13 protein-coding genes are annotated in these 13,390 nt (G+C 66.7%); 9 read left to right on the top strand and 4 right to left on the bottom strand.

Annotated elements, in window-relative coordinates; translation table 11 throughout:
• Window positions 1-123: 123 nt before the first annotated feature.
• The 3 genes from ACOHWE_RS14665 to fnrL all read left to right on the top strand — a co-directional run bounded on the left by ACOHWE_RS14665 (window position 124) and on the right by fnrL (window position 4,134).
• The gene (locus ACOHWE_RS14665) at window positions 124-1,710 is read left to right on the top strand and encodes an ABC transporter ATP-binding protein (RefSeq protein ID WP_420667437.1); all 1,587 of its coding nucleotides are present in this window, start codon (window positions 124-126) and stop codon (window positions 1,708-1,710) included.
• Window positions 1,711-1,828: 118 nt separating this feature from the next.
• Window positions 1,829-2,587, top strand: coding sequence for a helix-turn-helix domain-containing protein (locus tag ACOHWE_RS14660; RefSeq protein WP_420667436.1), 759 nt, complete (start codon window positions 1,829-1,831; stop codon window positions 2,585-2,587).
• Between the two features lie 806 nt (window positions 2,588-3,393).
• Window positions 3,394-4,134 (top strand): transcriptional regulator FnrL, encoded by a 741-nt coding sequence (gene fnrL / locus ACOHWE_RS14655; RefSeq protein WP_420667435.1) that lies wholly within the window; start codon window positions 3,394-3,396, stop codon window positions 4,132-4,134.
• 324 nt (window positions 4,135-4,458) lie between these two features.
• On the opposite strand, the gene ACOHWE_RS14650 is transcribed toward fnrL, so the two are convergent.
• Window positions 4,459-5,298, bottom strand: a complete 840-nt coding sequence (locus tag ACOHWE_RS14650; protein ID WP_420667434.1) for a universal stress protein — start codon at window positions 5,296-5,298, stop codon at window positions 4,459-4,461.
• Window positions 5,299-5,467: 169 nt separating this feature from the next.
• Here ACOHWE_RS14650 and ccoN point away from each other — a divergent pair, with 169 nt between their 5' ends.
• From ccoN to ccoP, 4 genes are read left to right on the top strand one after another with little or no spacing between them, the layout of a single operon-like run.
• The gene (ccoN, locus tag ACOHWE_RS14645; RefSeq protein WP_420667433.1) at window positions 5,468-7,078 is read left to right on the top strand and encodes a cytochrome-c oxidase, cbb3-type subunit I; all 1,611 of its coding nucleotides are present in this window, start codon (window positions 5,468-5,470) and stop codon (window positions 7,076-7,078) included.
• Between the two features lie 14 nt (window positions 7,079-7,092).
• Entirely contained in the window at window positions 7,093-7,821 is a 729-nt protein-coding gene (ccoO, locus tag ACOHWE_RS14640; RefSeq protein ID WP_420667431.1) for a cytochrome-c oxidase, cbb3-type subunit II, read from the top strand.
• Window positions 7,822-7,833: 12 nt separating this feature from the next.
• Complete coding sequence (locus ACOHWE_RS14635) at window positions 7,834-8,046, top strand: cbb3-type cytochrome oxidase subunit 3 (RefSeq protein WP_420667430.1); 213 nt, start codon at window positions 7,834-7,836, stop codon at window positions 8,044-8,046.
• Complete coding sequence (gene ccoP, locus ACOHWE_RS14630; protein ID WP_420667429.1) at window positions 8,043-8,912, top strand: cytochrome-c oxidase, cbb3-type subunit III; 870 nt, start codon at window positions 8,043-8,045, stop codon at window positions 8,910-8,912. Before ACOHWE_RS14635 ends, ccoP begins: the two co-directional genes overlap by 4 nt.
• A 76-nt stretch (window positions 8,913-8,988) precedes the next feature.
• On the opposite strand, the gene ACOHWE_RS14625 is transcribed toward ccoP, so the two are convergent.
• Window positions 8,989-9,549 (bottom strand): outer membrane protein, encoded by a 561-nt coding sequence (locus ACOHWE_RS14625; RefSeq protein WP_420667427.1) that lies wholly within the window; start codon window positions 9,547-9,549, stop codon window positions 8,989-8,991.
• Between the two features lie 398 nt (window positions 9,550-9,947).
• Here ACOHWE_RS14625 and ACOHWE_RS14620 point away from each other — a divergent pair, with 398 nt between their 5' ends.
• Entirely contained in the window at window positions 9,948-11,003 is a 1,056-nt protein-coding gene (locus ACOHWE_RS14620; RefSeq protein WP_420667425.1) for a calcium/sodium antiporter, read from the top strand.
• Here the strand turns inward: ACOHWE_RS14620 and ACOHWE_RS14615 are convergent.
• Window positions 10,973-11,764 (bottom strand): DUF2270 domain-containing protein, encoded by a 792-nt coding sequence (locus ACOHWE_RS14615; protein WP_420667423.1) that lies wholly within the window; start codon window positions 11,762-11,764, stop codon window positions 10,973-10,975. The two genes, ACOHWE_RS14620 and ACOHWE_RS14615, sit on opposite strands and share 31 nt — an antisense overlap.
• Before the next feature lie 473 nt (window positions 11,765-12,237).
• Window positions 12,238-12,417: a hypothetical protein gene (locus tag ACOHWE_RS14610; RefSeq protein ID WP_420667421.1), complete on the bottom strand. Its 180-nt coding sequence runs from the start codon at window positions 12,415-12,417 to the stop codon at window positions 12,238-12,240.
• Between the two features lie 97 nt (window positions 12,418-12,514).
• Between ACOHWE_RS14610 and ACOHWE_RS14605 the strand changes: the two genes are divergently transcribed.
• Complete coding sequence (locus ACOHWE_RS14605; protein WP_420667420.1) at window positions 12,515-13,390, top strand: LysR family transcriptional regulator; 876 nt, start codon at window positions 12,515-12,517, stop codon at window positions 13,388-13,390.

Raw genomic sequence — 13,390 nt, 5'->3', positions numbered from 1 at the left:
GACGGCGGCTGCGTTCGTGTTCGCTTTCAGGGTCGAACCACCCACTTGGCTGAGGGTTCTGTCGGTTATTGTCGCCGCTTTCTACGTTTACGCCTTCTATGCCATCTATACGGCGTCTTCGCTATGACTGATCATCCCCTCCTGAACGTCCAAAACCTCCGCGTCTCCTTCCGCCAGGACGGCAAGCTGACCCAGGCCGTGCGCGGCGTCTCCTTTTCCGTGGGCCGCGGCGAGACCGTGGCGCTGGTGGGCGAGTCGGGCTCGGGCAAGTCCGTCTCCGCGCTCTCCACAGTGTCGCTGCTGGGCGACAGCGCCCAGGTCGAAGGCTCGGTCACCTACAAGGGCGACGAGATGGTCGGCGCCGATGAGAAGCACCTGATGAAGGTGCGCGGCAATGATATCAGCTTCATCTTCCAGGAGCCGATGACCTCGCTCAACCCCTTGCACACGATCGAGCGGCAGCTCTCGGAATCGCTGGCGCTGCACCAGGGGCTGGCGGGCCAGGCGGCGCGCGCGCGCATCCTGGAGCTGATGGAGAAAGTCGGCATCCGCGACGCCGAAAGCCGCCTCGGCGCCTACCCGCACCAGCTCTCGGGCGGGCAGCGCCAGCGGGTGATGATCGCGATGGCGCTCGCCAACAAGCCCGACATCCTGATTGCCGACGAGCCAACCACCGCGCTCGACGTTACCATCCAGGCGCAGATCCTCGACCTCCTGGCGGAGCTGAAGGAAAGCGAGGGCATGGGGCTTCTGTTCATCACCCACGACCTCGGCATCGTGCGCCGCATCGCCGACCGGGTCTGCGTGATGAAGGACGGCGAAATCGTCGAGGAAGGCCCGGCGGCGGAGATCTTCGCCAACCCCCAGCACCCCTACACGCAGAAACTGCTCGCGGCGCAGCCCACCGGCCACCCGCCGCCGATCCCCGAGGGCGCGCAGGAGCTGGTCACGGCCGAAAACCTCAAGGTCTGGTTCCCGGTCCAGAAGGGCCTGCTGAAGCGCACAGTCGGCCATGTGAAGGCGGTGAACCCGGTGAACCTCTCGGTCCGGGCAGGGGAGACGCTGGGCATCGTCGGCGAAAGCGGTTCGGGCAAGACCACGCTGGCGCTGGCAATCATGCGGCTGATCGCCTCCGAGGGCGCGGTCACCTTCGAGGGCCAGGACCTACGCAAATGGTCCACCCGCAGCTTGCGCCGCCTGCGCAAGGACATGCAGATCGTGTTCCAGGATCCCTTCGGCTCGCTCAGCCCGCGGATGACCTGCGCGCAGATCATCTCGGAAGGCCTCGCCATCCACAAGGTCGACCGCCACCGCGACACCCGCGAGCTGGTGGCCGAGGTGATGCAGGAGGTCGGGCTCGACCCGGCGGCGATGGACCGCTACCCGCACGAGTTCTCCGGCGGCCAGCGCCAGCGCATCGCGATTGCCCGCGCCATGGTGCTGCGCCCTAAGCTGGTGGTGCTGGACGAGCCGACCTCGGCGCTCGACATGACGGTGCAGGTGCAGATCGTCGACCTCCTGCGCGACCTGCAGGCGCGCTACGGGCTCGCCTACCTGTTCATCTCCCACGACCTCAATGTGGTGCGGGCAATGTCGCATCATGTGATGGTGATGAACCAGGGCGACGTGGTGGAGACCGGCCCGGCCGAGACGCTGTTTGCCGCGCCGCGGGCCGAGTACACCCGCAAGCTTCTGGCCGCGGCGGTCTGACGCGCTGCGGCTGGTCCCCGGTTGTCCGCCTGACCGGCTGCGCTGCTCCCGCGGGCAAAACCCGGTTATTCAGATAGCCGGGAATTTGTGATAAGTTCACGAAATGAACACAACCGCGATGGACTTGCTGGATCAATTTGCCGCCGCGGGAGGCGATGCGGACCGCTGGCGCATTGCCAATGCCGCGATGGCGGGACTTGGCGCGTCGGCGCTGAACGTGGCCGAGGTCGGCATCGGCAGCCCGGAACTGTTCTGGTGGAAAAGCTCGATGAGCGAGCAGGTTGTGGACCGTTACGTGGAGAGGCGGTTTCAGGAGGCCGACTATTTCGTTACCCAGGCCGGCCAGCCCGACTATACACCTGCTATGCGGACCGCAGAGCTCTTGCGCAACGATGCAGTGAACCCGCGGCTTGTGGAGATGAACCGGACACTGCACGATGCGGGCTTCACCTTCGGATACGTGCAGCAATTCTCCGGATCCGCGCCGGGACGCTGCAAGCTGGTGACCTTCTGCTCGGGGGAGGATCCGCGGACCTTCCAACCGGTCCATCTGCACCGCATCCGCGCCGTTGCGATGGCGGTAGCGGCCTTTGTCGGCGCGCCGGGCGGCGACGATCCGGCGGCGGTTCCGCTCGGCGGCATAGGGGCAACTCCGCAGGCCGGGGAGGACGTCAGGCTGACCGGGCGCGAGCGGCAGGTGCTGGCACTTCTGGCCGAGGGGTGCCTCAACGCGGGAATCGCCCACAGGCTCGACATCGCCGAGGTCACCGTGCGCAAGACGCTCCTGTCAGCGCGCCGCAAGCTCGGCGCCCAGACCCGGGAGCAGGCGCTCGCCCGGGCAATCCGGCTGGGCCTGCTGGACGCCGCCGGGGGGTGACGCCTCTGCCGGGATACCCGGCATGGAAAGACGGGCCGGAACCAGGTTCCGGCCCGCTGCTTGGCAAAGGTTCTGGTGCTTACAAATCTCTCTGCAGCGCAGGAGGTGAAGGCCCCCGCGGCCCGCAGGCGCCCCGGCGTCGCAGTCCGGACTGACCTGACCCGGATCCTTGACCGTTGCGGAACGGGAAGCTGCCCGGACCGGCAGGCGTGCACTCTGCCGGACAAACGTGCAATCACTCCCCTGACGCCCCATCAGTCTAGCTGCCCCCGGGGCCGTTCATCCACCTATCGATACCGATAGACTACCGTAAAAGTTGCGGTGCTCCGGCAGTTGCAGTCCACTGCAGCCGCTACAGGCCGCGGAAGCTCTGCACCCGGCCGATCGGCCGCTGGCGCATCGAGCTCCTGCACTCCGGCCGAGGCCGGGGCCAGCGGCAGCGCCGCGGCAATTCTCCTCGCCAGCCGCGCGGTCATCCCTGCAGCCATAATTGTCGGCCTGCCGCCGCCTCAAAGCAGCCGGGCCGGCGCACACCCGCGGACAGGCGCGGCTAATAGACTTAGCTCCGCCTCCAGAAACCGGGCGTATGCCGCCACCGGCGCCATCGACCGGATGCGTTGCGTGGGGGCGGCGCTGAACTGCTGGGCGGGCAGGGCAGCTGGCATAGTGCGGCACCCGGGCGTCGAAGAGTCCCATTTGCGCCAATTGTGATCTCCGCTCCGTTCCTTTAGCCTGAGAGGCGATTGTGCAGGCAGGCTTTGACACTGATCAAGCGGCGCCTGCTCCCTTCCGAACGGACCCCGCCCATGAACGCTCCCGCACCGATCCCCTCCAAATGCGGCGACTGCCCGATCCGGCACCGGGCGGTCTGCGCCCGCTGCAACGCGGACGAGCTGGAAGCGCTGGACGCGATCAAATACTACCGCAGTTTCGAGGCCGGACAGCCGGTGATCTGGGCTGGCGATGAGATGAATTTCGTAGGCTCCGTGGTCTCCGGCATCGCAACGCTGACCCAGACAATGGAGGACGGCCGCACCCAGATGGTCGGCCTGCTGCTGCCGAGCGATTTCGTCGGCCGCCCGGGCCGCCAGGGCGCGGCCTACAATGTTGTGGCGACCTCCGACGTCGTGATGTGCTGCTTCCGCAAGAAGCCCTTCGAGGACCTTATGGCGCAGACCCCGCATATCGCGCACCGGCTGCTGGAGATGACGCTGGACGAGCTCGATGCCGCACGCGAGTGGATGCTGGTGCTGGGCCGGAAGACCGCGCGCGAGAAGATCGCCAGCCTGCTCCTGATCATCGCCCGCCGCGACGCCTCGCTGACGCCGCAGGCTCCTTCGGGCCGCGCCGAGTTCGACCTGCCACTGACCCGGGAGGCGATGGCGGACTACCTCGGGCTGACGCTGGAGACGGTGAGCCGCCAGATTTCGGCGCTGAAACGCGACGGCGTGATCGTGCTGGAAGGCAAGCGCCACGTTGCGGTTCCCAGCATGCGCAACCTGATGGAGGAAGCCGGTGACGACAGCGACGGCGGCTGCCTGATCTGATCCGCGCTGCGGGGCGGGGCGGCGCCGGGCAGCCCGGGCGTGCGCGCGGCCGCTGTGTCTGTCCCCCATCCCGCCGCCCGGGTCTGCCGCGCCGGGCTATACTTCCGCCGCGCCGCAAGCCCTCCCGTGCCCGCGCAGGCCCGGCTGTGCCGGACCCGCTGGCGGCCTTGGGCCGGGCACCGCAGAGCGGTGCCCGGCCTATCGGGCTGAGGGGATTTGGGGAAAGCCCCGGTGCCGGGCGGGAGCGCCCCCGCTGAGCCGGGGCGCGCGCAAGCGCAGTGGTAAAGCCGCATGCCGCTCTGCTGCAGGCAGCTGCGCGCCGCTTCAGTGGGCCATCAGCACAGGGACGCGGGCCTGTTCCAGCATGTTGCGGGTGGCGCCGCCGAGGATCGCTTCGCGGAAGCGCGAGTGGCCGTAGGCGCCCATCACCATCAGATCGGCATTGGTGTCGCTGGCGTGGCGGATCAGCACGTCGGAAACCCGGGGCATCGTTTTCGAAAGCACGTCGATCTCGCAGCTGGCCCCGTGCCGGGCCAGCATCTGCGCCAGGAGGCCGCCGGGGTCGGAGCGCTCCGGCCCATGCTGCGGGGGGTCGATCACCACGATCCGAACCACCGCGGCGCCAGCCAGGAAAGGCAGCGCGTGGCGCACCGCGGCCATCGCCTCGACACTTTCGTTCCAGGCCACCAGCACCGTCTTGGGCTGGCGCAGGACAGGAGCCTCAGCCGGCACCACCAGCACCGGCGCGCGGCCCTCGAACAGGGCCGATTCCACCACCGGCTCGGCCTCGGCGCCCACGCCCGGCCCGTAAGGTTTCCCCAGCACCACCAGGTCCGAAAACCGTGCATGGCGAGCCACGTGGCGGCCGAGATCGGCAATTTGTGCAATGCCGCTCTGGGTGGAATAGGCCACCCCCGCCGCCGCCAGCCTCGCTTCGGCAAAGGCCTTCACTTCCTCGGCTTCGGCATTGGCGCGGGACATGGTCTCCTGCAGGATCAGCGCGCTTGAACCTGCGTAGTAATAGCCGGTCTGGCTGCGGTCGACGCCAAGGCAGAGCGCCTCGGCATGGCCGCCGGACATTTCCGCCAGGGCGGCGGCCTGGGCCAGCGGGGCGTCGGCGGTGTCCACCGCAGTGACCACGGTCAGCAAGGATTTATACGACATGGGTGTCTCCCGGGCGGTTCGGTTCTGCTTCTGAACCAGTCTCACATCGGGCCGCTCAAAGTCTTGATGCAGATCAAGGCGGCAAGCCCGGCCGTTTTGCATGAAGAGCGCGGACTAAATCCTTCCCGCCGCCGCCAGGCTTCAGCGGGATGCGGCAAAGGGACGTAAGATGTCTAATTATATCAAGCTGATAGCGCTTGGTCTGGTCACGCTGTTTGCGATGATCGCGACCAATTACGCGCGGGATCTGGCCTACCAGGTGCACGCGGTCATTGTAATGATCGTGGCTGGAGGGCTGTTTCTCCATACTCTGCGGCATACCGACGAGCTGAAACCGGCCGCCGCTGCCCCGCAGAACGAATATTTCGACAGCGTGGTGCGCGCCGGCGCTATCGCCACCGCCTTCTGGGGAGTCGTCGGCTTCCTGGTGGGCACCTTCATCGCCTTTCAGCTGGCTTTCCCGGCGCTGAACTTCGACTGGGCCCAGGGGCTGGCCAACTTTGGCCGCCTGCGGCCGCTGCATACCTCGGCGGTGATCTTCGCCTTCGGGGGCAACGCGCTGATTGCGACCTCCTTCTATGTGGTGCAGCGCACCTCTGCGGCGCGGCTGTGGGGCGGCAACCTGGCGTGGTTCGTGTTCTGGGGCTACCAGCTGTTCATCGTGCTGGCGGCCACCGGCTATCTTCTGGGCGGCACCCAGTCCAAGGAATACGCCGAGCCGGAATGGTACGTCGATCTGTGGCTGACCATCGTTTGGGTCGCCTATCTGGCGGTGTACCTGGGCACCATCATCAAGCGCAAGGAGCCGCACATCTACGTGGCGAACTGGTTCTACCTGTCGTTCATCGTCACCGTGGCCATGCTGCACGTGGTCAACAACGCCACCATTCCGGTATCGATCTGGGGCTCCAAGTCCGTGATCGTCTGGCCCGGCGTGCAGGATGCGATGGTGCAGTGGTGGTACGGCCACAACGCGGTGGGCTTCTTCCTGACCGCGGGCTTCCTCGGCATGATGTACTACTTCATCCCGAAGCAGGCCGAGCGCCCGGTGTTCTCCTACAAGCTGTCGATCATCCACTTCTGGGCGCTGATCTTCCTCTACATCTGGGCCGGTCCGCACCACCTGCACTACACCGCGCTGCCTGACTGGGCCTCGACCCTGGGCATGGTGTTCTCGGTGATCCTGTGGATGCCCAGCTGGGGCGGCATGATCAACGGGCTGATGACGCTCTCGGGCGCCTGGGACAAGCTCAGGACCGACCCGGTGATCCGGATGATGGTGATCTCCGTCGGGTTCTACGGCATGTCCACCTTCGAAGGCCCGATGATGTCGATCCGCGCGGTGAACTCCCTTAGCCACTACACCGACTGGACCATCGGCCACGTGCACTCCGGCGCCTTGGGCTGGAACGGCATGATCACCTTTGGCGCGCTCTATTACCTGGTGCCGGTGCTGTGGAAGCGTGAGCGCCTGTACAGCCTCAGCTTCGTGTCCTGGCACTTCTGGCTCGCCACCATCGGTATCGTGCTCTACGCCGCCTCGATGTGGGTGACCGGGATCATGGAAGGCCTGATGTGGCGCGAAGTGGACGCCAACGGCTTCCTGGTGAACTCCTTCGCCGACACCGTGGCAGCGAAGTTCCCGATGTATGTGGTGCGCGGACTGGGCGGGGTGCTGTTCCTCGCTGGCTCCCTCATCATGTGCTACAACCTGTGGATGACCGTCCGCCGGGCCCCGGCCAAAGAGGCCAGCCTGTCGGTTCCGGTCCCGGCTGAATAAGGAGGGCCGGAGAGATGGCAATTCTCGAAAAGCACAAGATCCTCGAGACCAACGCGACGCTCTTGCTGATCTTCAGCTTCCTGGTCGTGACCATTGGCGGACTGGTGCAGATCACGCCGCTGTTCTACCTGGAAAACACCATCGAGGAGGTGGAGGGCATGCGGCCCTACACCCCGCTCGAACTGGCCGGGCGCGAGGTCTACCTCCGGGAAGGCTGCTACGTCTGCCACAGCCAGATGATCCGCCCGATGCGCGACGAGGTGGAACGCTACGGCCATTACTCTCTGGCAGCGGAATCGATGTACGACCGGCCGTTCCAGTGGGGCTCCAAGCGCACCGGGCCGGACCTGGCCCGCGTCGGCGGCCGCTACTCGGACGAGTGGCACGCCGACCACCTGCGCGACCCGCAGGCCGTGGTGCCGGAATCGGTGATGCCGAAATACGGTTTCCTCGAAGAGAAGAAGATCGACGGGGAGTACATTGGCGACGTGATGGCCACCAATGCCATGCTGGGCACCCCCTACAGCGACGAAATGCTGGAGGCCGCCCAGGCCGACTTCCGCGCCCAGGCAGATCCGGACAGCGACTTTGACGGGTTGCTGGAGCGCTACGGCGAGGGCGTCAACGTGCGCAACTTCGACGGCCAGCCGGGTGTGTCGGAGGCCGACGCGCTGATCGCCTACCTGCAGATGCTGGGCACGCTGGTCGACTTCTCGACCTTCACGCCCGATGCCAGCCGTTAAGGGAGGCAGAGCATGGAACTCTACACGCTCCTCAGGGAATTTGCCGATAGCTGGATGCTGCTGGTGCTTTTCCTGGTCTTCATCGGCATCGTCTTCTGGGCCTTCCGCCCGGGCAGCAGCAAGACCCACAAGGATACCGCGAACATACCCTTCCGGCATGAGGACGCACCCGCGTCCGGCCCGGCGAAGGACAGACCCGCCGCAGATAAGGAGGCGAGGGAATGAGCAAGAAATCGCAGAAGTTCGAAGGCGATCCGAACACCACCGGCCACGAATGGGACGGGATCGAGGAATTCGACAACCCGATGCCGCGCTGGTGGCTGTGGACCTTCTACGCCACCATCATCTGGGGGGTGATCTACACCATCGCTTATCCGGCCTGGCCGCTGGTGAACTCGGCCACGGCAGGGATCCTGGGCTGGTCCACCCGCGGTGACGTCGCCGCCGAGATTGCAGCGGTGGAAGACGCCAACGCGCCGATCAACGCCCGGCTGGAGGCGGCCGACCTGACCGCCATCGCCGATGATGCGGAGCTTGGCGGCTACGCGGTCTCTTCCGGGGCGGCGGTGTTCAAGACCTGGTGCGCCCAGTGCCACGGCTCCGGTGCGGCCGGCGCCAAGGGCTACCCGAACCTTTTGGACGACGACTGGCTCTGGGGCGGCTCTATGGAGGAGATCCATGCCACCATCGCGCATGGCATCCGCAACGAGGACAGCGCTGATGCGCGCTACTCCGCGATGCCCGCCTTCGGCCGCGACGAGCTCCTGGATAAGGAGGAAATCAGCCAAGTGGTCAACTACGTGATGTCTCTGTCGGGGGCGCCGGTGGACGCCACCCGGGCCCCGGCGGGCGCAGAGCTCTTTGCCGACAACTGCGCCTCCTGCCACGGCGGAGACGGCACCGGCGACCGCTCCCAGGGCGCGCCCAACCTGGCAGACGCGATCTGGCTCTACGGCGGCGACTACGACGCGCTGATCCAGACCGTGACCAACTCGCGCTTCGGCGTCATGCCCGCCTGGAACACCCGCCTGACCGAGGCACAGATCCGCGCCGTCTCAGCCTACGTGCATCAGCTCGGCGGCGGCGAATAGGGCCGGGGCCCCGCAAAAAGGAAAAGGGGCCGCGCATTGCGGCCCCTTCACTGTCTTGGGTCACAGGCGCCCGGCTTCAGAACCTGAACATTGCCCGGACGTGCAGGGTGCCGAAGTCGACGTCGTTGCCATCTGTGCCGAAGTCGTCGAACTTGTGATACTGGAACTCGCCGCCGATCACCCAGGTTTCGGACACCTGCTGATCATAGCCGAGGCCAATCACATAGCCAGGATCGTCGAAGTCGATGTCGGTGACGCCGGACAGCCCGTCGAAGTTGGTGTAGGCGACGCCAAGCGACCCGTAGATCAGCGCCTCGCCCAGATCATAGCCCGCCCGCACCTTCAGGCGGGCAATGCCGTCGAAATCACCCGTCGCGCCGGGGGAGCTGATCGACAGATCGGAAAAGTCATACTGCAGTTCCGGCCCGACCGCCCAGTCGCCCAGATCCCAGAGGTAGCCAACGGTGAAACCGCCAACAACGCCATCCGTGTCGAGGTCGTCCAGCACGCCCAGATCGAAGTCGCCTGACCCGTAGCCGAGCTGGCCGCCCACGTAGCCGCCCTCCCATTCCCCTGCAAAACCTGCAGGGACCGTGGCAGCGGAAAGGATGACTGCGGTGATAAGAGAGCGTTTCATGGAGCGTGAACCTTTCAGACGAAGGAAGCGGGCCGCGCGGTGCGAATAAGGGCACACAGCGGCTCTGTGGGGGAAATAGCGCTTCCGCTCCGAAGAACAGGGCGCGTGAGGAACATGCTTCCGGTTGTGGTGCGGCATCGGCAGAAAGCTGCTGACTAACCGGCGGAAACGCGCCGTGCGCGGGTCCGGCCTGATCCGCGTCCGGGCTTTCCCTCAGGCGCCGCCCGTGCCGGAAAAATGCGGCGCCGAACCTCTTGAAAAGGGCCGGCCGAACCTCTGAATATGGAAAAAGACGCCTCCCCGCCAGGTGAGGCACGGCAGCCGGCAAAGGACGTGCCGCAGGCTTGGATTACGCGGCCCTTGTCAAAGGCACGGGCCTAACCTTGGAAAGGTTTCAGGTGGTTGATATCTGGCTCCCGCTTCTGGGCGGGCTTGTGCTGCTGATCTTCGGCGGCGAGTTTCTGGTGCGCGGCGCGGTGCGCGTGGCCGAGCGTTTTGGCGTCTCGCCGCTGGTGATCGGCCTCACGCTTGTGGGCTTCGGCACCTCGACGCCCGAGCTGGTGACCTCGGTGCGCGCGGCGCTTTCGGGCGCGCCCGGCATTGCCTACGGCAATATCGTCGGCTCCAACATCGCCAACATCCTGCTGATCGCCGGTCTCGCGGCGCTGATCTTTCCGATCGCGGTGCAATCCGCGGCTCTGAAGCGCGATGGCGCGGTGATGCTGGCAGCTGCGGTGGTATTTGCGGTTCTGGCGGCGGTGATGCCTGTCACCCGCACCGCCGGTATTTTCTTCGTGCTGGCGCTCGCGGGGTACATTTTCTACGCCTTCCGGCAGGAACGCACTGCGCCCTTGGCCGCCGAGCCTGCGGGCGGCCCTGCGGGTGCGGTTCCGGCGGCCCCGGACGAGGGCCACGGTGCGGTGTTCGAGAAGGCGGCAGCGCTGGAAACCCTCGACCCGGCGCTCACCCCGGCCGACCCCGCCCCCGCGCCCGCGGAGCGTCCGGGCCTGTGGTCCTCGCTTGCCATTGCAATTGCCGGCCTGGCCCTGGTGGTGGCGGGCGGCGGCTTCCTGGTCGACGGCGCGGTAGAACTGGCCCGCTCGCTGGACGTGTCGGAAACCGTGATCGGCCTCACCATCGTCGCCATCGGCACCTCGGCGCCGGAGCTTGCGACCTCGGTGATGGCGGCGCTGCGGCGCCAGGGCGACATGGCCTTCGGCAATATCGTCGGGTCAAACATCTACAACATTCTTGGCATCGGCGGCGTCACAGCAGCGATCGCGCCCGCGCCGGTGCCCGAACAGATTGTGGGTTTTGACAACCCGGTGATGCTTGCGGTTTCGCTGGCGCTGATCGTTCTTGCCCGGACCGGCATGCAGATTTCCCGGCGAGAAGGGCTTCTGCTGCTGGCGGGCTACGGCGCCTATCTCTGGTGGCTTTGGCCCGCGGCCTGAGAACTGGCCTGAGACCCGGCCTGAGCACTGGCCTTCGCCTCGGCCTGGGCGGCATCCGACAGCGACGCGGGCTTGCGCCGCGGATCGGGCGGCCGGATGCCCAGGCCCTGGCGGTCCTTCAGGCTGCTCCAGAGCGCGATGCAGCTCCAGCTCACCACGTAGAGCACACCGCCCATGATGACCGCCCACCCCGGCAGCGGGCCGATCTCGGCCCGCTCCAGCGCCTGTTCGAAGGACTGGATCGGCACCGGATGCACCGCGATCTTGCCGGAATAGGCCAGCGTCTGGATCAGCAGCACCCAAAGGTAGTTGCGCTTGATCCGGCGACCGATCGATTGCAGCAGGGTGATGTGGTACTCGGGCCGGTTGTAGTCATGCGCCAGCACCTTCTGCCAGTTCTCCTCCAGGTGCAGGTCGCCGTCATGCAGCATCGGGGCGTAAAAGTGCTTCTCCAGCCAGCGCGCGCGGGCGCGGAAGACGTTGTAGAAGCGGTAGCGCCGGGCCTCCAGCATCAGGAAAAAGATGATCAGGATCCCCACCAGGATCAGCGGCAGCGGCGAGGCCTCGGGCGAGGAGTAGGAGATCGACAGCGCAACGCCCAAGGTCACCACCGCCCAGTTGGTGGTGATGTCCAGCCGCGTGCGCCACATCACGCTGCGGTAGACCTCGCCGCGGTAGAGGTGCGCCAGAGCCCCGATCTCGGCCGCCGACAGCGGCCCGCGCCCGTTTGGCCCAGCCATTTCGCCTTCGCCCTTTGCCATAAGGGAGAAGTAGTATTTTCAAGGAATTGGGCAAATCCGCCGCGCCGTTTGATCCCGATCAAATCGCGGCCCGGCCGGCCCCGGTAGACAGGACGGAGAACCAAGCGCTGCCGGGGTCGCCATCCTGTCTCCCGGCGGCCGAGTTTCCCGCTGGGGTCGCGTGCAGGCAGCCCCGGCGGGATTGCGCCGGCTTTCCGATCTGTTCGCGCGTTTCCTGGAAAGCCGGCGCTTTTTTCTCCCGAGGGAACATGCAAGACGCGCATTGCCGCCGCGCGCGGAGGCGACCCAGCCGGATGTAACTGGCAATTTATCCCAGCCAAGTCCGTAGGCCCTCTCGAGGGCACCCCAAGCAGCAGCCAAATCGCCACCGCGTGGGGGCGCGGCGGCGATGCGCGGCGGCCTCGCGGCCTTGTTCCGCGCCCGGAGGGTTGCGAGCCCGGCCGAACGCCAGCCGCTGCTCCGTCCCGCTGCGTTCAAAGCTGCTGCGGCCGCACGCAGCGCGTCTTTTGCGGCGGACGGTGCAGCCAGCGCCGCAGCCGCGCCCAAAGGCCGCGCGGGCGGGGCAGGGGCCTGGCGGCGGGCAGCGGGCGCAGCTCCACGCAGTCCTGCCGCGCCGCGGTGAGCATCGAACGGGCCAGGATATCTGTAAGCATCGGATCTCTCCTTTCCAGATGTCTGCCTGTGATGGTTGCGGGAATCGGCACAATTTGCGAGCCAGGAAAATACCCATCATGTAAGCTGGATTTTCACATGGATTGGATGCACATGCCGCCGCTTGCAGCGCTCAGGGCCTTTTCGGCCTTTGCCGAGACCAGCAGCGTGGTGCGAGCGGGGGCGGCGCTCAATGTCAGCCACGCTGCCATCAGCCAGCAGTTGCGCGCGCTTGAGGCGCATCTTGGCGCCACGCTCCTGGACCGCAGCGGCCGCAGCCTGGCGCTGACCGCCGACGGGCAGCACCTGGCCCGCGCGCTGCATCTCGGGTTCGGTGCGATCCAGACCGCGGTGCTGGAGATCTCCGCCGCCGGGGCAGCGCGGCCGCTGCGGGTCACCTGCACGCCAATGTTTGCCTCGCACTGGCTGATGCCGCGGCTCGCAAGCTTCAGCGCAGCGCACCCGGAGATCGACCTGATGATCGAGCCGAGCGGCACAATCGCCGAGCTGAAGCCCGGCGGCATCGACGTCGCCCTCCGCTATGGCGCGGGCAGCTGGCCCGGGCTGGAAACCGAGCCGCTCTTGCAATCACCGATGGTGGTGATCGCCGCGCCCAGCCTGCTGGACGGCCGCGAGGTGGCCTCACCTGAGGATCTGCTGGACTATCCCTGGCTGGAGGAACTCGGCACCTCGGAAGCCAGCCAGTGGCTGCGCTCACGCGGGGTGGGAGAGGCGCTGCGCGGCAGCCGCACGCTCCTGCCCGGCAACCTTTTGATGCAGGCGGTGCGCGCGGGGCAGGGCGTCGCGGTGAGCGTGCGCCATTTCGTAACCGAAGACCTGGCCGAGGGCCGCTTGGCCGAGTTGTTCACCGAAACCGACGGCCGCGGCTACCACATCGTGACCCGCCCCGGCGTGCTGCGCCCTGCGGTGCGCGCCTTCATCGCCTGGCTGCGGCGCGAGCGCAGCGCCGCCTGA

Source organism: Cribrihabitans neustonicus (genome assembly GCF_048820895.1).
Taxonomy (GTDB): domain Bacteria; phylum Pseudomonadota; class Alphaproteobacteria; order Rhodobacterales; family Rhodobacteraceae; genus Cribrihabitans_A; species Cribrihabitans_A neustonicus.
This window is presented reverse-complemented; position numbering and strand designations above follow the sequence as displayed.